Annotated in this window: 19 protein-coding genes; 10 read left to right on the top strand and 9 right to left on the bottom strand. The window is 70.6% G+C overall.

All coding sequences use genetic code 11. From position 1 onward, the window contains the following. Positions 1 to 798: an SDR family oxidoreductase gene (locus tag LZP97_RS02105; protein ID WP_017680274.1), complete on the top strand. Its 798-nt coding sequence runs from the start codon at positions 1 to 3 to the stop codon at positions 796 to 798. 39 nt (positions 799 to 837) lie between these two features. Next, the gene (locus LZP97_RS02100; RefSeq protein WP_010592873.1) at positions 838 to 1821 is read left to right on the top strand and encodes an NADPH:quinone oxidoreductase family protein; all 984 of its coding nucleotides are present in this window, start codon (positions 838 to 840) and stop codon (positions 1819 to 1821) included. 19 nt (positions 1822 to 1840) lie between these two features. On the opposite strand, the gene LZP97_RS02095 is transcribed toward LZP97_RS02100, so the two are convergent. Next, positions 1841 to 2428, bottom strand: coding sequence for an LGFP repeat-containing protein (locus LZP97_RS02095; protein ID WP_010592874.1), 588 nt, complete (start codon positions 2426 to 2428; stop codon positions 1841 to 1843). A 254-nt stretch (positions 2429 to 2682) separates the two neighbouring features. Here LZP97_RS02095 and LZP97_RS02090 point away from each other — a divergent pair, with 254 nt between their 5' ends. From LZP97_RS02090 to LZP97_RS02080, 3 genes are read left to right on the top strand one after another with little or no spacing between them, the layout of a single operon-like run. Continuing rightward, the gene (locus LZP97_RS02090; protein ID WP_048771869.1) at positions 2683 to 4296 is read left to right on the top strand and encodes a serine hydrolase; all 1614 of its coding nucleotides are present in this window, start codon (positions 2683 to 2685) and stop codon (positions 4294 to 4296) included. Next, positions 4293 to 4718 carry a limonene-1,2-epoxide hydrolase family protein gene (locus LZP97_RS02085; protein ID WP_010592876.1) on the top strand — a complete coding sequence of 142 codons (426 nt, stop codon included), beginning with the start codon at positions 4293 to 4295 and terminating at the stop codon, positions 4716 to 4718. The genes LZP97_RS02090 and LZP97_RS02085 overlap by 4 nt, the downstream gene beginning before the upstream one ends. Before the next feature lie 52 nt (positions 4719 to 4770). Next, positions 4771 to 5181, top strand: a complete 411-nt coding sequence (locus LZP97_RS02080; RefSeq protein ID WP_010592877.1) for a carboxymuconolactone decarboxylase family protein — start codon at positions 4771 to 4773, stop codon at positions 5179 to 5181. A 102-nt stretch (positions 5182 to 5283) separates the two neighbouring features. Here LZP97_RS02080 and LZP97_RS02075 read toward each other — a convergent pair whose 3' ends face one another. From LZP97_RS02075 to LZP97_RS02065, 3 genes are all read right to left on the bottom strand, one after another. Further along, positions 5284 to 6639: a PhoH family protein gene (locus LZP97_RS02075; protein WP_172603586.1), complete on the bottom strand. Its 1356-nt coding sequence runs from the start codon at positions 6637 to 6639 to the stop codon at positions 5284 to 5286. A 266-nt stretch (positions 6640 to 6905) separates the two neighbouring features. After that, positions 6906 to 8201 carry a serine hydroxymethyltransferase gene (glyA, locus tag LZP97_RS02070; RefSeq protein WP_010592879.1) on the bottom strand — a complete coding sequence of 432 codons (1296 nt, stop codon included), beginning with the start codon at positions 8199 to 8201 and terminating at the stop codon, positions 6906 to 6908. A gap of 98 nt (positions 8202 to 8299) precedes the next feature. Continuing rightward, positions 8300 to 9502 (bottom strand): hypothetical protein, encoded by a 1203-nt coding sequence (locus tag LZP97_RS02065; RefSeq protein ID WP_017680280.1) that lies wholly within the window; start codon positions 9500 to 9502, stop codon positions 8300 to 8302. A gap of 172 nt (positions 9503 to 9674) precedes the next feature. Between LZP97_RS02065 and coaA the strand changes: the two genes are divergently transcribed. Next, positions 9675 to 10607, top strand: coding sequence for a type I pantothenate kinase (gene coaA, locus LZP97_RS02060; protein WP_003935077.1), 933 nt, complete (start codon positions 9675 to 9677; stop codon positions 10605 to 10607). A 61-nt stretch (positions 10608 to 10668) separates the two neighbouring features. Here the strand turns inward: coaA and LZP97_RS02055 are convergent, their stop codons facing one another. After that, a complete protein-coding gene (locus LZP97_RS02055; RefSeq protein ID WP_010592881.1) occupies positions 10669 to 11436 on the bottom strand; it encodes an isoprenyl transferase in 768 nt (255 codons plus the stop codon). Positions 11437 to 11595: 159 nt separating this feature from the next. Here LZP97_RS02055 and trhA point away from each other — a divergent pair, with 159 nt between their 5' ends. Both trhA and LZP97_RS02045 read left to right on the top strand, forming a co-directional pair. After that, positions 11596 to 12264, top strand: coding sequence for a PAQR family membrane homeostasis protein TrhA (gene trhA / locus LZP97_RS02050; RefSeq protein ID WP_010592882.1), 669 nt, complete (start codon positions 11596 to 11598; stop codon positions 12262 to 12264). A 62-nt stretch (positions 12265 to 12326) separates the two neighbouring features. After that, the gene (locus LZP97_RS02045; RefSeq protein ID WP_010592883.1) at positions 12327 to 13241 is read left to right on the top strand and encodes a mechanosensitive ion channel family protein; all 915 of its coding nucleotides are present in this window, start codon (positions 12327 to 12329) and stop codon (positions 13239 to 13241) included. Positions 13242 to 13253: 12 nt separating this feature from the next. Here LZP97_RS02045 and LZP97_RS02040 read toward each other — a convergent pair whose 3' ends face one another. From LZP97_RS02040 to mca, 3 genes are read right to left on the bottom strand one after another with little or no spacing between them, the layout of a single operon-like run. Continuing rightward, complete coding sequence (locus LZP97_RS02040) at positions 13254 to 15281, bottom strand: thioredoxin domain-containing protein (RefSeq protein WP_048771873.1); 2028 nt, start codon at positions 15279 to 15281, stop codon at positions 13254 to 13256. 10 nt (positions 15282 to 15291) lie between these two features. Further along, on the bottom strand, positions 15292 to 15567 hold the full coding sequence (locus tag LZP97_RS02035; protein ID WP_006940388.1) for a hypothetical protein: 276 nt from the start codon (positions 15565 to 15567) through the stop codon (positions 15292 to 15294). After that, positions 15564 to 16442, bottom strand: coding sequence for a mycothiol conjugate amidase Mca (gene mca, locus LZP97_RS02030; protein ID WP_026137642.1), 879 nt, complete (start codon positions 16440 to 16442; stop codon positions 15564 to 15566). The genes LZP97_RS02035 and mca overlap by 4 nt, the downstream gene beginning before the upstream one ends. Before the next feature lie 154 nt (positions 16443 to 16596). Between mca and LZP97_RS02025 the strand changes: the two genes are divergently transcribed. Together LZP97_RS02025 and greA are read left to right on the top strand one after the other, a co-directional pair. Next, entirely contained in the window at positions 16597 to 17028 is a 432-nt protein-coding gene (locus LZP97_RS02025; protein WP_017680284.1) for a DUF4307 domain-containing protein, read from the top strand. 223 nt (positions 17029 to 17251) lie between these two features. Beyond that, the gene (gene greA, locus LZP97_RS02020; protein WP_003935085.1) at positions 17252 to 17746 is read left to right on the top strand and encodes a transcription elongation factor GreA; all 495 of its coding nucleotides are present in this window, start codon (positions 17252 to 17254) and stop codon (positions 17744 to 17746) included. A gap of 87 nt (positions 17747 to 17833) precedes the next feature. Here greA and LZP97_RS02015 read toward each other — a convergent pair whose 3' ends face one another. Beyond that, positions 17834 to 19231 (bottom strand): bifunctional lytic transglycosylase/C40 family peptidase, encoded by a 1398-nt coding sequence (locus tag LZP97_RS02015; protein WP_026137643.1) that lies wholly within the window; start codon positions 19229 to 19231, stop codon positions 17834 to 17836. Positions 19232 to 19282 lie beyond the last annotated feature (51 nt).

The following is a 19282-nucleotide window of genomic DNA, read 5'->3' as shown; positions in this document are numbered from 1 at the left end:
ATGACCGGACTCGATCTGACCGGCCGCACCGCGATCGTCACCGGCGCCTCCCGCGGTATCGGGCTGGCCGTCGCCCGGGACCTCGCAGCGGCCGGCGCGAACGTGGTGCTCACCTCCCGCAAGCAGGACGCGGCCGACGCCGCGGCCGCCCAGGTCACCGCGGCCGGGGTGCGCGGCACGGCACTCGGCGTCGGCGCGCATGCGGTCGACGAGGACGCGGCCCGGAGGTGCGTCGACCTCACCGTCGAGCGGTTCGGGCGCCTGGACATCCTGGTCAACAATGCCGGCACCAACCCCGCGTTCGGTCCGGTGCTCGCCCAGGACCACGCACGTTTCGCCAAGACCTTCGACGTCAACCTCTGGGGTCCGGTGCTGTGGACCTCACTGGCCGTGCAGGCGTGGATGGGCGAGCACGGCGGAGCAGTGGTCAACACCGCCTCCATCGGAGGGATGGCACCCGAGGCGAACATCGGCCTGTACAACGCCTCGAAGGCGGCACTGATCCACCTCACCCGCCAGCTCGCCCTGGAACTGGCGCCGCGGGTGCGGGTCAACGCCGTCGCCCCGGGTGTCGTGCGCACCCGTCTCGCCGAAGCCCTCTGGAAGGACCACGAGGACCGGCTCGAGGCGGCCCTGCCGCTCGGCAGGATCGGCGAGCCGGCCGACATCGCCTCGGCGGTGGCCTTTCTCGCCTCCGACGCCGCGAGCTGGATCACCGGCGAGACCCTCGTCGTCGACGGCGGCGCGATGCTCGGCACCGCCGCCGCAGCGGAGGCCGGCGTCGCCGTCGCCCCGTGAGCGCACCCCGCACACCGAACTCGATGGAAAGGTAATCCCATGAAGGCCTGGCGAATTCACGAAGTGGGCGAGCCCAAGGAAGCGCTGCAACTCGTCGACGTCCCCGATCCGGAGGCAGGCCCCGGACGGCTCGTGGTGCGCGTCGCCGCGACGCCGGCCAACTTCCCCGACGTGCTGCTGTGCCGCGGGCAGTACCAGATGAAGCCGGAACTGCCCTTCACCCCCGGCGTCGAACTGGCCGGGACGGTCGTCGCGGTCGGCGAGGGCGTCACCCGCTTCGCCGTCGGCGACCGGATCATCGGCAATCCCGAGTTCCCCTTCGGCGGTTTCGCCGAGCTCGCCGTGGTTCCGGAGGAGGACGCCTACCGCGCCCCGGCGTCCCTCGACGACGCCGAAGCGTCGGCGTTGTCGATCGGATACCAGACGTCGTGGTTCGCCCTGCACCGGCGCACCCAGCTGCGGGCCGGGGAGACCCTGCTCGTGCACGCCGCGGCCGGCGGCGTCGGCAGTGCCGCAGTGCAACTCGGCAAGGCCGCCGGCGCCACCGTCATCGGTGTCGTCGGCGGCGCCGAGAAGGCCGACTACTGCCGGGCCCTCGGCGCCGACGTCGTCGTCGACCGGCACCGCGAAGACTTCGTCGACGTCGTCAAGGACGTCACCGCGGGTCGCGGTGCGGACGTGGTCTACGACCCGGTCGGCGGCGACTCGTACAGCCGCTCCACCAAGTGCATCGCGTTCGAGGGCCGCATCCTGGTGATCGGGTTCGCCGGTGGCACCATCCCGCAACCGGCGTTGAACCACGCGCTCATCAAGAACTACTCGATCATCGGCCTGCACTGGGGCCTGTACCGGCAGTACAACCGTGCCGCGATCGAGGCCTGCCACGAAGAACTGTGCCGCCTCGCCGACGACGGCGCCATCCGACCGCTGATCAGCGAGCGACTCTCCCTCGACGACGTCGCCGACGGCGTGGCCCGCCTCGGCGACGGGCACACCGTGGGCCGGCTCGTCTTCCAGCCGTGACCGGCCGCATCCGGACGGGCTACTTCGGGATCACCTGCGTCGCACCGTCGACATAGGTGATGGTGCCCATCTCGAACTCGCTCTCGAGCCCGTTCGGGATGGGCCGCTCGTCGCTGATGGGGAATCCGAGTTCGCCACCCGCACCGCCCTGGGCCTCCCAGGCGGTGCGGATCTCGCCCCACACCACGTGCGCGTCGGTGTCGGGGCTCCAGGCGACGATGCCGCCCTCGAACTCCGCGACGTAGCCGTCGCCGACATCCTGCTGATCCGCGGTCGGTGCGCCCAGCGGGCTGTCGGCACCGCCGATCTCGTTGTACTTCGCCAGAATCGGCCCGCTGATGGTGTACTCGCCGCCGCCCGCACCCGGCAGGGTCGTCGTCTCCTCGACGGAGGCGCCCGGCTCCGTGTTCTCGGCCCCGGTGGCGCCCTCGACCGCGGACTCCGCGGCGGACGTCGCGCGCTCGACTGCCGATTCCGCCGCGCTGGTCACGCCGGCCACGGCGTCCTCGGCGCTGGTGCCGTCGTCGCTGCTGCAGCCGGCCAGGACCAGTCCCGCGGCAGCAGCGGCCGCGGCCACGGTGGCGGTGCGACGGGCTCGTCTGTTCATGGCATCCTCCTCGGAGATCGGGCACCGGTGTCTCGACGCTAGCGAGTGGCCCCGGGCCCCGGGCGGTTTCCGTCCGGACCTGCCCGCGGCCCTGCGCCGCACGCCGGCGTCGGCGCTGGTCGTCGCGGTGACCCCGGTCCCGCGCCCGGACGTCACGGTTGCACAACGATCGTCGTTGCGGGGCCCGAGGCTTCGAGAGTCTTCCGCGCGCCGAGCCGGGGGCATACCATGCGACGGACGAGAAAGGCCGTGACATGCGCGCACCCCGTCGTCGCCGGATCGGCGCCGCCCTCGCCCTCGTGGCGATCCTGTCGGCCGCCTGCGTCTCGGTCGACACCGCCGACTCTCCGGCGTCCTCGGCGCCGGCCTCGCCGGAAGCCCAGTCCCTCTCTCCCCCGCAGGTCGCCGGCATCGACATCCCGGACGGACAGGTCGACGACGCTGTCGCCCGCCTCGACGACCTCGCCCGGGAGCTGATGGATCGGACCGGCATTCCCGGAATGGCGGTGGCGGTCGTGCACCGCGGTGAGATCGTGTACGCGGAGGGGTTCGGGGTGCGCGAGGCCGGCCGCGACGGTGCGGTGGACGCCGACACCGTCTTCCAGCTGGCCTCGATGTCCAAGCCGCTCGGCGCCACCGTCGTCGCCCGCCAGGTCGGCGAGGGCGTGATCGGCTGGGACACTCCGGTGGTCGAACGCCTGCCGGGGTTCGCGCTCGCGGACCCGTACGTGACCAGCCGGGTGACCGTCGGCGATCTCTACGCCCATCGTTCCGGACTTCCCGACCACGCCGGCGACGAACTCGAGGACCTCGGTTTCGAGCGCGAGCAGGTGTTCGACCGATTCCGCCTGCTGCCGCTCGGGCCGTTCCGTGATTCGTACGAGTACACCAACTTCGGGCTCACCGCCGCGGCACAGGCGGTCGCCGACGCGTCCGGCGCCGAGTGGGCGGACCTGTCGCAGCGGGTGTTGTACGAGCCTCTCGGAATGACTTCCACCAGTTCCCGATTCGAGGACTACGCGGCCCGGCCCAATCGGGCCGTCGGCCATCAGCTCGTCGACGGCGACTACGTCGCGCGCGCCGTCCGCGATCCCGACGCGCAGTCCCCGGCCGGCGGGGTGAGCGCCTCGGTCACCGATGTCGCGCGGTGGCTGACGATGCTGCTCGGCGACGGCGAGTACCAGGGCCGCCGCATCGTCGACGCGGACGCCCTGCTCCCGGCGGTGTCCCCGCAGGCCGTGGCGAGCCCGCCGGGCACCGTCGACAGCCGGGCGGGGTTCTACGGGTACGGATTCAACGTGGGCACGAGCCCAGCCGGGCGCGTGACGCTGAGCCACTCCGGGGCGTTCGCGCTGGGCGCCGCGACCGCGTTCACCGCGATCCCGTCGGCGGACGTCGCGATCGTCGCGCTCACCAACGCCGCCCCGATCGGGGTGCCGGAAACCCTCGCCGCCGAGTTCACCGATCTCGTGCAGTTCGGGGAGATCCGGGAGGACTGGACCGACCTGTACGAGCAGCGCTTCGCCACGTTCGACGACCCGAAGGGCTCGCTCGTCGGGCGCACCGCCCCGACGAACCCCACCCCCGCCCGTCCGCTCGGGCAGTACACCGGCGCCTACACCAGCGAGTACTACGGTCCCGCGCGGATCGACGAACGCGCGGGCGCCCTGGTGCTCACCATCGGTCCCGCCGAACAGACCTACCGGCTCGACCACTGGGACGGCGACGTGTTCACCTTCCCGATCGAGGGCGGTGAGAACGCCCCGGACGGGACGGTCTCCACCGCCACCTTCACCCCGGACGGCGTCACGTTCGAATACTGGAACGAGAACGGCCTGGGAACCTTCACCCGAACAGGAGCGTCATGACCGCACCCGAAACCGTCGCGGACGAGAAGTCCGTCGCCGTCGTCCGCGAATTCCTCGACGCGATGGTCGCCGAGGACATGGAACGAGCCACCGCCCTCCTCGACCCGGACATCGCCTGGCACAACACGTCGCTGCCGACCGTGCGGGGCCTGCCCCGGGTGCGGCGCATCCTCGAGGGCCTGCGCCGGCCGTCGCTGGGCTTCGACGTCGTCGTCCACCACATCGCCGCGACCGGAAACGTGGTGCTCACCGAGCGCACCGACGTCATGCGCGTCGGCCCGGTGTCCGTCCGGTTCTGGGTGTGCGGCACCTTCGAGCTGCGCGACGGGAAGATCACGGTGTGGGACGACCACTACAACGTCGGCACACTCGTCGGCGCCACGGGTGCCGGCGTCCTCCGGGCGGTGCTGCGCCGGTCGTAGAATCTCCTCGGCCGTCGAACCGTTCGACGGCGACGACGCAGGGAGCACGACGATGACCGACGCCGACCGGACGCCCGCGTTCGAGGCCGGAGTCCGGGTCCGCAGCGAGGTGATGGGCGCCGACTTCGTCGAGCGAGCCTTCGACCGCGCCCGCGGCACCGACGCCGAGGAGATGCAGGAGTTCGTCACCGAGCACGTATGGGGCTCGGTGTGGACCCGGCCGGGACTCGACCGTCGCAGCCGCAGCCTGCTCAACCTCGGCATGCTGATCGCGCTGCGCGCGGAGAACGAGCTGCGCGGGCACGTGCGCGGCGCCCTGCGGAACGGATTGACCCGCACCGAGATCGTCGAGGCGGTCATCCACGCGGGCGCCTACTGCGGCGCCCCGGCCGGCCTGGCCGCGATGCGCGTCGTCCAGGAAGTCCTCGAGGCCGAACTCGGTCCGCGCCCCGAGCAGGACTGACCCGCCGCCGCGGTGTGAACGGCGTTGGTGGTGGGCCGAATGTCACATTGCGTCGATGACATCGACGCAATGTGACATTCGGTCACCACCGGGCAGCCGGCCTCAGGCGCCGGGTGCGAACTCCTCGAGCATCTCCGTCACGAGCGCCGCGATCGGCGAACGCTCACTGCGGGTCAAGGTGACATGCGCGAAAAGCGGGTGCCCCTTGAGCTTCTCGATCACCGCAGCGACGCCGTCGTAGCGGCCCACCCTGAGGTTGTCGCGCTGGGCGACGTCGTGGGTGAGCACCACCCGTGACCCGGCGCCGAGGCGGGAGAGCACGGTGAGCAGCACGTTGCGCTCGAGGGACTGCGCCTCGTCGACGATCACGAACGAGTCGTGCAGCGACCGGCCCCGGATATGGGTCAGCGGAAGCACTTCGAGCATGCCCCGGCTGATGACCTCGTCCATCACCTCCGGGCTCGCAAGGCCGTCGAGGGTGTCGAACACGGCCTGCGCCCACGGCCCCATCTTCTCGCTCTCGCTGCCGGGGAGATAGCCGAGTTCCTGTCCTCCGACGGCGTACAGCGGCCGGAACACCACGACCTTGCGCTGGGTGCGCCGCTCCAGCACGGCCTCGAGACCCGCGGTCAGGGCCAGTGCCGACTTACCCGTGCCCGCCTTACCGCCGAGCGAGACGATGCCGACGGACTCGTCGAGCAGCAGGTCCAGCGCCACCCGTTGCTCCGCGGAACGCCCGTGCAACCCGAACGCCTCCCGGTCTCCGCGCACCAGCTGCACCCGCTTGTCCGGCGTGACCCGGCCCAGCGCGCTGGACGAGCCGCCCAGCAGACGGATCCCGGTGTGGCACGGCAGATCCCTCGCGGTGTCGAGGTCGACGATGCCCTCGGCGAACAGGTCGTCGATCAGCGTCCGGTCCACCTCGAGTTCGGTCATGCCGGTCCAGCCCGACGTCACCACGTCCTGGGCGTGGTACTCGTCGGCGCTGAGCCCGACGGCGCCGGCCTTGACCCGGAGCGGGATGTCCTTGCTGACCAGCACCACGTCGTGCCCGTCGCCGGCGAGGTTCAGCGCGCACGCCAGGATCCGGGAATCGTTGGTCTCGGTGCGGAATCCGGCCGGCAGCACCTGCGGGTCGGTGTGGTTGAGCTCGACGTGCAGGGTGCCTCCCGCGTCCCCGATGGGAATGGGCTGATCGAGCCGCCCGTGCTGCAGGCGCAGGTCGTCGAGCAGCCGCAACGATTCCCTCGCGAACCAACCCAGTTCGTGATGGTGCCGCTTGCCTTCGAGTTCGCCGATCACGACGAGGGGTAGCACCACTTCGTGCTCGGCGAAGCGGGTCACCGCCCACGGATCGGAGAGCAACACGGAGGTGTCCAGCACGTAGGTGCGCACATCGGGTTTCTTCGCCGGGGTCCGGCCGGAGCGGCGGGCGGGGACGGAGCGTGTTGCAGTCACGTGAGGCTCCTAGGCCTGTGTAGCACCACACAGACTTCGTTCGATGGGCCGGTCGAACCTGGTGTCCACGAGGGACACGAGGGCCGGGTGCCGGCCCCTCGCTCTGTCTGTCACAGTCACGATCAGGACCTCCCGCGTAGCCGGCAACTGCGCCGTCTACACCCCCGACGCTAACGCCGACACGCCCCGTTCGCTCGACGAGCGAAGAGGCGTGTCGGTGAAGATTGGGTAAACGTGGCAATCCCGGCACGTGCCGGGAGCCGCGCCTAGATCAGTTTCCAGTCCTCGAGACCCTGGTACAGCGGCGCGGCGGCGGCGAGCGCGCTCACCCGGCCGCGCAGCGCCGCGGCGTCGGATGCACCCGTCAGTGCGGCCGCGATGATGTCGGCGACCTCGGTGAACTGCTCGTCCCCGAAGCCGCGGGTGGCCAGCGCCGGGGTGCCGATGCGCAGGCCGGAGGTGACCATCGGGGGACGCGGGTCGAACGGCACCGCGTTGCGGTTGACCGTGATGCCGATCTCGTGCAGCAGGTCCTCGCCCTGCTGGCCGTCGAGCTGCGAATTACGCAGGTCGACGAGGACGAGGTGCACATCGGTGCCGCCGGTCAGCACGGTGATGCCCTTGTCGGTGACGTCGGACTGCATCAGCCGCTCGGCGAGGATCTGCGCGCCGGAGACGGTCCGGCGCTGCCGGTCCTTGAACTCCTCGCTCGCGGCGATCTTCAGCGCGGCGGCCTTCGCGGCGATGACGTGCATGAGCGGGCCGCCCTGCTGGCCCGGGAACACCGCGGAGTTGATCTTCTTGGCCCACTCCTGCTTTGCGAGGATCAGACCCGAGCGCGGACCGCCGAGGGTCTTGTGGACGGTGGTGGACACGACGTCCGCGTACGGCACCGGCGACGGGTGCAGCCCGGCGGCGACGAGACCGGCGAAGTGCGCCATGTCGACCCACAGGTAGGCACCGACCTCGTCGGCGATGGAGCGGAACGCCGCGAAGTCCTCGTGCCGCGGGTACGCGGACCATCCGGCGACGATGACCTTCGGCTTCTCGGCCAGCGCGATCGAGCGGACCTCGTCCATGTCGACGCGGTGGTCCTCCTTGCTGACCCCGTAGGACGCGACGTCGTACAGCTTGCCGGAGAAGTTCAGCTTCATGCCGTGGGTCAGGTGCCCGCCGTGGGCGAGGTCGAGCCCCAGCAGCTTCTCGCCCGGGTTCATCAGCGCCATCAGCACGGCCGCATTGGCCTGCGCCCCCGAGTGGGGCTGGACGTTCGCGAACTCGGCGCCGAACAGTTCCTTGGCGCGGGTGCGGGCGAGGTCCTCGACGATGTCGACGTTCTCGCAGCCGCCGTAGTAGCGGCGTCCCGGGTATCCCTCGGCGTACTTGTTGGTGAGCACGCTGCCCTGCGCCTGGAGCACCGCGCGCGGCACGAAGTTCTCCGACGCGATCATCTCGAGCGTGTCACGCTGGCGCGACAGCTCGCCGGCCATGGCCTGCGCCAGCTCGGGGTCGAGATCTGCGAGCGAGGCGGTGTTGACGTCGGTGCCGGGCACAACGGTCATCGAGGTTTCTCCAAGCTGGGGACGGCGGGAATTCACCTACCAGTCTACGAACCCGACCCCCGGTCCAGGAACCCGGTCCCCTCGGGCGACGGCGCAGGTCATGACTGCTCGCACCGCAGGACGCCGGGCACCAGGGGTTCGTCGAGCAGGCGACGGAACCGTTCGACGCGTTCCGGGCCCGCCGGGGCCTGCGCCAGCCAGCCGCCGAGCAGGCGGTACCCCTCGACGTAGGTGCTGATGTAGGCGCGCCACAACGGCGACGACAGGAAGCGGAGCGACTGCCGGGCCCGTTCCGGACTCGACAACGACCACCGCTGCAGGAAGGCGACGACCTCGTCGCCGGTGCGTCCCCGGTCGTGCAGGAGCAGAGCGGCGTCCTGGCGGACGCTCAGCAACTCGGCCGACGCCTCGTGCAGCTTCTCGGCGAGCTCACCGTCGAACCGCAGGCCCAGGTCGGCGTAGATGTCCTGCGCCCACCGCCCCCAGCCCGGTCCGACGATCGTCTCCAGCGCGAGGTCTGCCAGCCCCTCGGCCATGAGGCACTGCGGGGTGTTCACGACGAAGAGGGTCTGCTCGTCGTGCCCCCCGGCGACCAGTCCGGCCTCCTTGCGGCAGTGTTCGGTGTGGTGGCCGGGATAGGACTCGTGCGCGATCAGCCGCGGCAGGTGCGACATGTGCTGGTCGAGATCGGAGTTGATCGCGACGCGGGAGCGGTAGCGGCCCAGGTAGTAGTTGAACCCGGACCACGGCTTGTCGCCGACCACCTCGTACTCGACGGTTTCGGTCTCGGGTAGCGGGAACACCGCCCGGACCTTGTCGCGCAGGGCGCTCGAGAAGGCGTCGACGCACTCGGCGAGGCGGTCGGCGGGAACGACCTCGGACTTGCGGTGGGCCTGCAGCCGCTCGGCGAGCGGGCCACTGCCGGGCAGCAGCGCATCGATCCGCCGGTGAGCGTCGCGGTACGCGTCCTCGTCGCCCAGGCCGATACGCACGTCGAAGTAGGCCTCGACCTCCTCGACGAAGGCGATGTCCTCACCGGCGAACTTGCGGGCCGAGCAGTCGAGGGCGCGCAGGTGCACGTCGAGGAAGCGGGTGCGCTCACCCGAGAGCCCCGTCGCGGGCAGCTCGGCACGCAGCCGCCGTGCGGTGTGGGACAAGTCACGAGGGTCCGGGGCCGGCGCGTTCTCCACCCGGCGACGCAGCTCCGGGTCGCCGGTGAAGGCGTCGACGAAACCCTCCTCGAGCCGGTCGAACGCCAAGCCGAGCAGGAGGTATTCACGCACCAGCGAGTCCGGGTCCATGCCCTCGCACCCTAGTCCCCCGAACCGGCCCCCGGCCCGTCGGCGACCCCGGAAACCGGACCCCGCGCAGCGAGCGGATGTGTCAGCGAGCACAATCGGCCGATATGGACATCCTTCGCTGCGAGCCATACCCGGGGTGTGCCGCCGGGCCCGTCGAGTCGGGAGTGTGCCGGTGGCGCGTCTGAGCGAGCCGAGTCCGTACGTCGAGTTCGACCGCAAGCAGTGGCGGACGCTGCGCAAGTCGACGCCGCTGGTGCTGACCGAGGAGGAGCTGCGCGGCCTGCGGGGCCTCGGCGAGCAGATCGATCTGGCGGAGGTGGCGGAGGTGTACCTTCCGCTGGCCCGTCTGATCCATCTGCAGGTCGCCGCGCGACAGCGACTGTTCGCCGCGACCGCCACGTTCCTCGGCGAGAAGCATCCGGACCAGCAGGTGCCGTTCGTGATCGGAGTGGCCGGCTCGGTCGCGGTCGGCAAGTCGACCACGGCGCGCGTGCTGCAGGCACTGCTGGCGCGCTGGGAACACCACCCTCGGGTGGACCTGGTGACCACCGACGGCTTCCTGTACTCGTCCCGGGAGCTGATGCGACGGAACATCATGCATCGCAAGGGGTTTCCGGAGAGTTACGATCGGCGCAAACTGCTCCGGTTCGTCACCGAGGTCAAGTCCGGCGCCGCGGAGGTGGCGGCCCCGGTGTACTCGCACATCTCCTACGACATCATCCCGGGCCAGTATCACGTGGTGCGGCAACCGGACATCCTCATCATCGAGGGCCTGAACGTCCTGCAGACCGGTCCGCGGCTGATGGTGTCGGACCTGTTCGACTTCTCGATCTACGTCGACGCCCGCCTCGAGGACATCGAGAAATGGTATGTGGAGCGGTTTCTCGCGCTCCGCAAGACGGCGTTCTCCGATCCCGAGGCGCATTTCCACCACTACGCGAACCTGTCGGACCGCGACGCCGTGGGCGCCGCGAAGGAGATCTGGCACTCGATCAACCGGCCGAACCTGGTGGAGAACATCCTGCCGACGCGGCCGCGCGCAACGCTGGTCCTGCGCAAGGACTCCGACCATTCGATCAACCGTCTGCGCCTGCGCAAGCTGTAGGCGGCTTCGCCGCCGGTGCGTCCTTTGGGCTGCGGGGACAGCCCAAAGGACGCACCGGCGGTTAGGCGCCGAAGCGGCGGTGCCGCGCCGCGAAGTCGCGCAGCGCGCGCAGGAAGTCGACGCGCCGGAACTCCGGCCAGTAGGCCTCGGTGAACCAGATCTCGGAGTACGCGCTCTGCCACAGCAGGAAGCCCGAGAGCCGTTGCTCGCCGGAGGTCCGGATGACCAGGTCGGGGTCGGGCTGCCCCGAGGTGTAGAGATGATCGCTGATGGCCTCGACCGTGACGGCCTCGACCAGGCCCTCGCCGTCGAGCCCCTCGCGCTGCTTGGCCCGCAGCAGAGCCTGCACGGCGTCGGCGATCTCCTGCCGGCCGCCGTAGCCGACCGCGACGTTGACGTGGGTGCCGGTCCGGCCCTGTGTCCGCTCGGCGGCCTCGCTCAGGCGCCGGCTCAGTTCGTCCGGCAGCAGGTCGAGCGTGCCGACGATCTTCACGCTCCAGTTCTGTTCCGGGCCCGAGATCTCCTCGACGACGTCGGTGATGATCTCGAGCAGCGCCTCGAGCTCCTCGGGTTCACGCTGCAGATTCTCCGTGGAGAGCAGGTAGATGGTGGCCCGCTCGATGCCGGCGGCATCGCACCAGCTCAGCAGTTCGGCGATCTTGAGTGCGCCCATGCGGTGCCCGTGACTGACGTCGGTGAACCCGTTCTCGCGGGCCCAGCGACGGTTGCCGTCGCACATCACGGCGACGTGCCGGGGGTGCTGGGCGCCGTCCAGCTTGCTCAGCAGCCGTCGTTCGTAGAGCTGGTACAGCAGGCCGCGCGCGTTCACCCCGAGATCACCACGCGGGTCACATTACGCTCACGATGTCCTCCGGGCGCGACGGCGGTCGGGTGCGTCCCTCGAACGCGGCTCCCCGCCCCCGCCCCGACACGCCGAGAAAGTTACGGAAGCGTAGGTTACTCTTCGGTACCGAAGGGAGGCCCGGCCATGACGGTATTCGGGATCGACGAACTGCCCGTGAAGCCGCGGATGCGCGGCTGGATCCATCTGTGGGCGTTCGGCGTGGCCGTGGTGGCCGGCGCCGTGCTGGTGGTCCTGTCGCAGACCGTGGCCGATCCGCCCGCGGGCTGGTCGACGGTGATCTACAGCCTCACCGTGTGCGGGGTGTTCGGCGTGAGCGCCCTCTACCACCGGGTCCACTGGCACGACCCGCGGGCGCGCACGTGGATGAAACGCGCGGACCATTCGATGATCTTCCTGTTCATCGCCGGCAGCTACACCCCCTTCGCGACGCTGGCGCTGCCCCCGGACACCGGCCGCACGCTGCTGACGGTGGTGTGGACCGGGGCCCTCGCCGGCGTGGCCCTGAAGATGCTCTGGCCCACCGCGCCCCGCTGGGTGGGTGTCCCGCTGTACCTGTTGCTCGGCTGGGCGATCGTCCCCGTCGCCGGCCAGCTGATCGACGAGGCGGGCATCGCCGCGATGGTGCTGCTGCTGGTCGGGGGGATCCTCTACAGCATCGGCGCGATCCTCTACGCCACCAAGTGGCCCGACCCCTGGCCGCACGTCTTCGGCTACCACGAGTTCTTCCACGCGGCGACCGTGCTCGCCGCCCTCTGTCACGCCGTCGCCGTGTGGCTGGTGGTGTTCGGGTAAACCCGATCGGACGAAGATCACATCGGTGGCAGCCGCGTCGCGGATCCGTAGACTCGGCCGGGATGACTGTTCAGCGACTGGCATTCGAACTGACCGACACCAACCGGGAGTGGCTCGTCGAGCGGCCGCTGGCGATCGCGGGATACGTCCTGGCGGCGCTGATCCTGAGGTTTGTGCTGCACCGGTTCATCGACCGGATGACGAAGCCGCGACACCAGAGCAGCAAGCCCGGCCTGCTCCGCCCCTTCCAGGAGCGCGCCCCGAAGGGTCTGCCGGGGGTGCTGGTCAACGAGCGGCGCACGCAGCGCGCCGAGACGATCGGCTCGGTGCTCGAGTCCGGCGTCTCCGTCGTGCTGCTCGTCTGGTGCGTCCTGCAGATACTCGGCACCCTCGGACTCAACGTCGCACCGTTCATCGCCTCCGCCGGCATCGTCGGCGTCGCGCTCGGTTTCGGTGCGCAGAACCTGGTGCGTGACTTCATCTCCGGGATGTTCATGCTGCTCGAGGACCAGTACGGCGTCGGCGACGTCGTCGACCTGGGCGACGCGGTCGGCACCGTGGAATCGGTCGGCCTGCGGGTCACCACCGTCCGCGACATCAGCGGCACCCTCTGGTACTGCCGCAACGGCGAGATCCTGCGCGTGGGGAACATGAGCCAGGGTTACGCCGTCGCCGTCGTCGACGCCCCCATCGCGCACGCCGCCAACGTGCACCGGGCGTGCGAGGTGGCGCTGCGCGCCGCGCTCGAGACCGTCGAACGCGACGACCTGGCCCGCGACATCCTCGAGCCGCCCGAGATGCTCGGCGTCAACTCCGTCACCCCCGAATCGGTGACGCTGCGGATCACCGTGCGCACCCGTGCCGGCAAGCAGTGGGCCGTGCAGCGCGCGATCGCCCGCGCCGTGCTCGAGGCGTTCGACGACAACAGCATCGATGCCCCGCTGCCGGCACTGCTGACCTCGTCCCGCGCCGGCTGAGACCCGGATCGCTCAGGCCGAGAGCGCCGCGCGCAGTTCGGCCGCCGTCGTGACGGGCCGGTCGCACACGTATCCGCGGCACACGTACGCCGCCGGACGTCCGTCGACCAGCGGTCGGTCGGCCAGCAACGGTGACGAGTCCGGATCCCCGCCGACCACGACGGCGCCGCCGGGAGCTGCCTGCCGCGCGACGGCGAGCAGTTCGCCGCCGCCGACCGCCGCCACCTGGACGGGTCCGCGCACCGCCGCCTCGGCGACGGCCAGCCAGTGCCCGGCCGAACGCGGCGCCCGTTCGAGCAGCACCACCGCGGACCGCAGCGACGCGTCCGCCGCATCCGTGTACCGCGGGTCCTCGGGCACGACCGCGGCGAGGGTGAGCAGGGCTTCGCAGATCAGCGCCGCCCCCGACGGGGTGGCGCTGTCGATCGGATCCCGCGGCCGCGCCACCAGGGTTTCGGCATCGTCGGCGGTGTCGAACCAACTACCGGGCCGTGCCGGATCCTGGAAATGGGTCAGCGCCACGTCGGCGAGCTCCCGGGCCGGGCTCAGCCACGCGGCGTCACCCGTCGCCTGGTACACCGCGAGCAGGGCGGTGACGAGGGCGCCGTAGTCCTCGAGCACACCCGCCGGGGCACCGACCGTGCCGCCGAGGGAGGCCCGTCGCAGCCGTCCGTCCACCACGTGCAGGTCGAGCAGTGCCCGCGCGCAGTCGACGGCCGCCTCGACCCAGTCGGCCCGACCGGACGCGGCGCCGGCCTCGGCCAGCGCGGTGATCGCGAAACCGTTCCACGCCGTGACGACCTTGTCGTCGCGGCCGGGTTGCGGACGCTGCAGCCGGGCGGCGAACAGCTCGGCCCGCACCCGCTCGTAGCGTTCGGCATCGTCCGGCTCGGCGAGCAGCTGCAGCACCGACGAGCCGTGTTCGAAGGTGCCGGCGCCGGTCACGGTGAACAGCTCGGCCGCCCACTGCGCGTCGTCGTCACCGAGGACCTCGGCCAGCTGCGCGGGTGTCCACACGTAGGTCAGGCCCTCGACCCCGTCGGTGTCGGCGTCGAGCGCCGAGGCGAAGCATCGTCCGGCGGTGCGCAGGTCCCGCAGCAGGAACTCGACGGTCTCCTCGGTGACCCGTCGCACCCAGGGCGCCGACGTCCGTCGCGCGAGGTGCGCGTACATCCGCAACAGCAGCGCGTTGTCGTAGAGCATCTTCTCGAAGTGCGGAACCACCCACCCGGCGTCGACGCTGTAGCGGGCGAAACCGCCGGCCAGCTGGTCGTAGATGCCGCCGCGCGCCATCGCCTCGGCCGTCCGTTCGACGAGGGAGAGCACGGCCGGGTTCCCGCTGCGCTCGTATCCGCGCAGCAGGCCCTCGAGCAGCGCGGACGGCGGAAACTTCGGGGCGCCCCCGAACCCGCCGTGCACCGCGTCCTCGTCGGCGGCGACGGAGGCGTCGGCGGCATCGAGCAGGGCGGCGTCCACCGGCCGCTCGCCGGGCGCGAGCCCGCCGCTGCCGCGGCGCAGTTCCGAGACGATCGCCACGGCGGAGCGGTGCACGTCTGCGCGACGGTTGCGCCAGGTGTCGGAGATCGCCTCGAGCAGCTGGGCGAACGACGGCATGCCGCCGCGCGGCATCTTCGGGTAGTAGGTGCCGCAGTAGAACGGAGCGCCGTCCGGGGTGAGGAAGCACGTCATCGGCCAGCCGCCCTGCCCGGTCATCGCGACGGTGGCGTTCATGTAGATCGCGTCGATGTCCGGGCGTTCCTCCCGGTCGACCTTGATGCACACGAAGTGCTCGTTCATCGACGCGGCGGTGGCCTCGTCCTCGAACGACTCGTGCGCCATCACGTGGCACCAGTGGCACGCCGCGTACCCCACGGAGAGCAGAACCGGCACGTCCCGCTCGCGGGCCCAGCTCAGCGCCTCCTCGCCCCACTGGTGCCAGTGCACCGGATTGTCGGCGTGCTGCCGCAGGTAGGGGCTGGTCGCCTCGCCGAGGGTGTTCCGGTGGCGGGTGTCGGGCGCCGAGGCCTCCGGGGGTGTCACGACGCGTCCGTCAGTTCGTGGCCATCGGGGGCTGGGGGTGGTCGGGTTTGCGGCTCTCCGCGGCCCCGCGATCGGTCCCCTCGTCCGCGGCCTGGTCCGGCTCGGGGTGCTCGGGCTCGAACGTCTCCGGCAGCTTGCCGAGCCGCTTGTTCATCGAGCGGATCAGCAGGGCGGTGGCCACGAGCAGGATCACGATGAGCGCGAGACCGAGCGGCGACGCCTTGCCGAATTCGGGGCCGGTGGGGTCCTGGGCCAGGACCTCGGCCGCCAGCATGCCTACCGTCATCTCACCTGTCCGTCCTCGATGCCCGCGAACAGATCCGTTTCGGGGATCGCCGTGTGCACGCGGGTCTTGGCCAATTCGAATTCTTCCGTCGGCCACACCTTCTGCTGGATGTCCAGCGGCACGGCGAAGAAGGAGCCGTTGGGATCGATCTGCGTCGCGTGGGCGCGGAGCGCGTCGTCCCGCTTCGGGAAGTAGTCGCTGCAGGTGATCTGCGTGGTCACCCGCGCCATGATGTCGCCCTGCTCGGTGCGCCACCGCTTGAGCCATTCCTCCATCGGGAACGGCTCGCCCCGCCGCTCGTACTCCTCGCGGAACAGCTCCAGGCGCTTGCGGATGAACCCGTGCGAGTAGTACAGCTTCTGCACCTTCCACGCCGGTCCGGCCTCGGGGAAGCGGTCCGGGTCACCGGCCGCCTCGTACGCCGCGACGGACACCTCGTGGCACCGGATGTGGTCGGGGTGCGGGTAGCCGCCGTTCTCGTCGTACGTGGTCATCACGTGCGGCCGGAACTCCCGGATCACCTCGACGAGCTTGCGGGTCGGTTCCTCGAGCGGCACCAGCGCGAAGCAACCCTCGGGCAGCGGCGGCTTCGGGTCGCCCTCCGGCAGCCCCGAGTCGACGAACCCGAGCCACCGCTGCTGCACCCCCAGGATGCGGGCGGCCGCGGCCATCTCCTCGCGCCGGACCTCGGGCATGCGGTCCCGGATCCCGGGGATGTCCATCGCGGGGTTGAGAATGTCGCCGCGTTCACCCCCGGTCAGGGTGACCACCAGCACCTCGTGCCCTTCCGCGGCATAGCGGGCCGTCGTGGCGGCACCCTTGCTCGACTCGTCATCGGGATGGGCATGCACGGCCATGAGCCGTAGTCCGCTCACGTCTTTCCTCCACCTCGCCGTCGGCTGCATCGTCGCTACCCGGACCACCGGCACTGCGGGCCGGTGTCCTGGGTTCCTCCCCTATAGTTCCACCTGACACGTCCCTCGTCAGCCACGCCCCCGCTGCGCCCGCGGGTGCACGAAAGTAAGTGTGATGACCGACACCACCCCGACCGACCGCTACCCGACCGACCGCTACCCGGCGACGGGCGGATCCCGCCGCACCTGGCTGTGGGCACTGGTCGCCGTCGGGCTCGTCGCCGGGGTGCTCGCGGCGTTCCTGCTCTACCAGAAGTTCGGCACCCCGGACATCGAGAGCGAGGTCGTCACCTACACCGTCGTCGACGACTCGACCGTGCAGGTGCAGTTCACCGTGACGCGGAAGGACCCGTCGCAGGAGGCGGTGTGCATCATCCGCTCGCGGTCGAAGGACGGATCCGAGACGGGCCGGCGCGAGGTGCTGATCCCGTCGTCCGAGTCCGGCACCCTGCTGATGGACGCGCCGGTGGTCACGTCGCAGCGGCCGGGCATGGCGGACATGTACGGCTGCAGCTTCGAGGTGCCCGAATACCTGCGCGCGCACTGACCGCACGCTGCGGATTCCGTGGTCGCGACCACGTTGGTGCTAGAATTGCCTGATACACGGTTCCACCCTTTGGGGCCGTGTATTGCTGCATAGGAAGCAGTGCGGTCCTGTTCGCCACTGGCTTGGGGGGAACGTTCGAGGGATCCGCGTTGCCGTCGTCGCTGCGAGTTGCGGCGACCAGTCGACGGAGCCGGGAGCTCCAACCCGAAGGAAGTGATCGAGGATGACCGAGACCCAGGTGACCTGGCTGACACAGGAGTCGTACGACCGACTCAAGGCAGAACTCGACCAGCTCATCGCGAATCGTCCCGTCATCGCGGCCGAGATCAACGAGCGCCGCGAGGAGGGCGACCTCAAGGAGAACGGTGGATACCACGCCGCTCGCGAGGAGCAGGGTCAGCAAGAGGCCCGGATTCGTCAGCTGCAGGAACTGCTGAACAACGCGAAGGTCGGTGTCGCGCCCACGCAGTCCGGCGTCGCGCTGCCCGGCTCGGTCGTCACGGTCTACTACGACGGCGACGAAAGCGACAAGGAGACGTTCCTCATCGCCACCCGCGAGGAGGGCGCCCGGGGCAACGAGATCGAGATCTACTCCCCCAGCTCCCCGCTGGGCGGTGCCCTGATCGACGCGAAGGTCGGCGAGACCCGCGAGTACACGCTCCCCAACGGCAGCACCATGAAGGTGACGCTCGTCAGCGCGGAGCCGTACCACAGCTGACCGACGGCGAGCCGTCGTGCGGCTCGACCGACATGCGAGAAGGGTCCGACCGGCGCCTCCGGTCGGACCCTTCTCGCGTACGGCACCTCAGATCAGGCGACGGGCCTTCATGCCGGGGAAGACCGCGCCGACGCGCACCACGTCTCCGAACGTCGGGGCATGCACCATCTGGCCGCCGCCGATGTAGATGCCCACGTGCCCGGGTCCGTCGGACTGCCAGTTTCCGAACACCAGATCTCCCGGCCGGGCCAGTTCGATCGGAATCTCGGTGCCGACCCGCCACTGCGTCTGCGACGTACGCGGCAACGTCACCCCCGTCGCCGCGTACACCGCGTACGACGTCAGGCCCGAACAGTCGAACCCGCCGCCGGACGGACCGTTGATGTTGCCGCCGCCCCACACATACGGCAGCCCCAGATACCGGAACGCCAGATCCACCACCCGGTTGCCGGTCTCGGTCATCCCCGGCAACCCGAGCCCGAAGAACGGCGAGAGCAGCCGCGCGAACACCATCTCGGTCGCCCGGATCTTCGCCACGTACGGCTTGGTCTGGTTCTCGTAGTCCGGTAGGCCGGACGGCATGCCCCCGGATCGGCGCACGGCCCCGAGACCGGCGTTGTACGCCGCGAGCGTGAGGTCGAGAGTGTCGCCGCGCACCACCCCCTGTGCCTTCCACTGCTCGATCTGCCGGTAGTTGTCGCACAGCAGATTCCCGGACGCCATCACCGGGTCGGCGATGCCGAGCACGTCGGCCCGCCCGTCCCCGTCGGCGTCCTTGCCGTAGGCATCCCACGTACCGGGCATGAACTGCCCCGGCCCCTTCGCACCCACCGGCGAGACGGGGGCGCTCGGTCCGTACCGGAAACCGTTCTCCGCCGAATACAACGCCGCCAGCACCGGCGCCCCGACCCCCTCGCACAACTTCCCGGCCTTGCGCAGCCACGGCGCGAACACCGCGATCGCCCCGATCGGCGCCAGGTTCGTGCCGGGCAGGATCGCCGGGATCGACGGCAACGTCACCGCCGCGCCGCCGGTCCCCACCCCGCCCGGTGCCGACCCCCACGCACCGCTGCCCGTCGCAGCGCCGGGGGCGGGGGCGCCGAACACGGACGGCCGCCCCGCCGGCGCGGCCGGGGCCAGCACCGACGGCGCCTGCGGGGGCGCGGCCTGTACCGGATTCTCGGCCGGTGGTTCGAGCACCGCGACCGCCTCCGGCGGCAGATGCGGCATCAGCGCGTCCTTCGCGGCCGACGTCGCATCCGCCACGGCCTGCTCGGCGGCCGGGCGCATCGGCTCGGGCAGCGCCGCGACGAGGTCGGTGACCTGCTGATCGGTGGCCGCGGCCGACGATTCGGCGGACGCCTGGAACGACTCGATCACCTGCGTGACCTGTTCCTCCAGATGCTCCGGGATGTCCACTCCCTGTACCAGGGCGCTCGCCGCCGTGGCTACCGCCACAATCACCGCCGACGGGTCAACTGACATTCGCGAACTCCCCATCCCTCTGACGAACGACTTCACCGTACTGTGTGATCT

This window comes from Rhodococcus sp. DMF-1 (assembly GCF_021441945.1).
Classification (GTDB): domain Bacteria; phylum Actinomycetota; class Actinomycetes; order Mycobacteriales; family Mycobacteriaceae; genus Rhodococcus; species Rhodococcus ruber.
Note: the sequence above shows the minus strand (reverse complement) of the source record. Positions and strands in the feature narration are given on the sequence as shown.

Bases quoted from the DNA above. Each gene is read 5' to 3' on its own strand.
- LZP97_RS02045 (WP_010592883.1), top strand. From the start codon at position 12,327: ATGACTGTTCAGCGACTGGCATTCGAACTGACCGACACCAACCGGGAG.
- LZP97_RS02015 (WP_026137643.1), bottom strand. From the start codon at position 19,231: ATGTCAGTTGACCCGTCGGCGGTGATTGTGGCGGTAGCCACGGCGGCG.
- LZP97_RS02085 (WP_010592876.1), top strand. From the start codon at position 4,293: ATGACCGCACCCGAAACCGTCGCGGACGAGAAGTCCGTCGCCGTCGTC.
- LZP97_RS02105 (WP_017680274.1), top strand. From the start codon at position 1: ATGACCGGACTCGATCTGACCGGCCGCACCGCGATCGTCACCGGCGCC.
- LZP97_RS02100 (WP_010592873.1), top strand. From the start codon at position 838: ATGAAGGCCTGGCGAATTCACGAAGTGGGCGAGCCCAAGGAAGCGCTG.
- LZP97_RS02025 (WP_017680284.1), top strand. From the start codon at position 16,597: ATGACCGACACCACCCCGACCGACCGCTACCCGACCGACCGCTACCCG.
- LZP97_RS02095 (WP_010592874.1), bottom strand. From the start codon at position 2,428: ATGAACAGACGAGCCCGTCGCACCGCCACCGTGGCCGCGGCCGCTGCT.
- LZP97_RS02035 (WP_006940388.1), bottom strand. From the start codon at position 15,567: ATGACGGTAGGCATGCTGGCGGCCGAGGTCCTGGCCCAGGACCCCACC.
- LZP97_RS02090 (WP_048771869.1), top strand. From the start codon at position 2,683: ATGCGCGCACCCCGTCGTCGCCGGATCGGCGCCGCCCTCGCCCTCGTG.
- LZP97_RS02080 (WP_010592877.1), top strand. From the start codon at position 4,771: ATGACCGACGCCGACCGGACGCCCGCGTTCGAGGCCGGAGTCCGGGTC.
- greA (WP_003935085.1), top strand. From the start codon at position 17,252: ATGACCGAGACCCAGGTGACCTGGCTGACACAGGAGTCGTACGACCGA.
- glyA (WP_010592879.1), bottom strand. From the start codon at position 8,201: ATGACCGTTGTGCCCGGCACCGACGTCAACACCGCCTCGCTCGCAGAT.
- LZP97_RS02065 (WP_017680280.1), bottom strand. From the start codon at position 9,502: ATGGACCCGGACTCGCTGGTGCGTGAATACCTCCTGCTCGGCTTGGCG.
- trhA (WP_010592882.1), top strand. From the start codon at position 11,596: ATGACGGTATTCGGGATCGACGAACTGCCCGTGAAGCCGCGGATGCGC.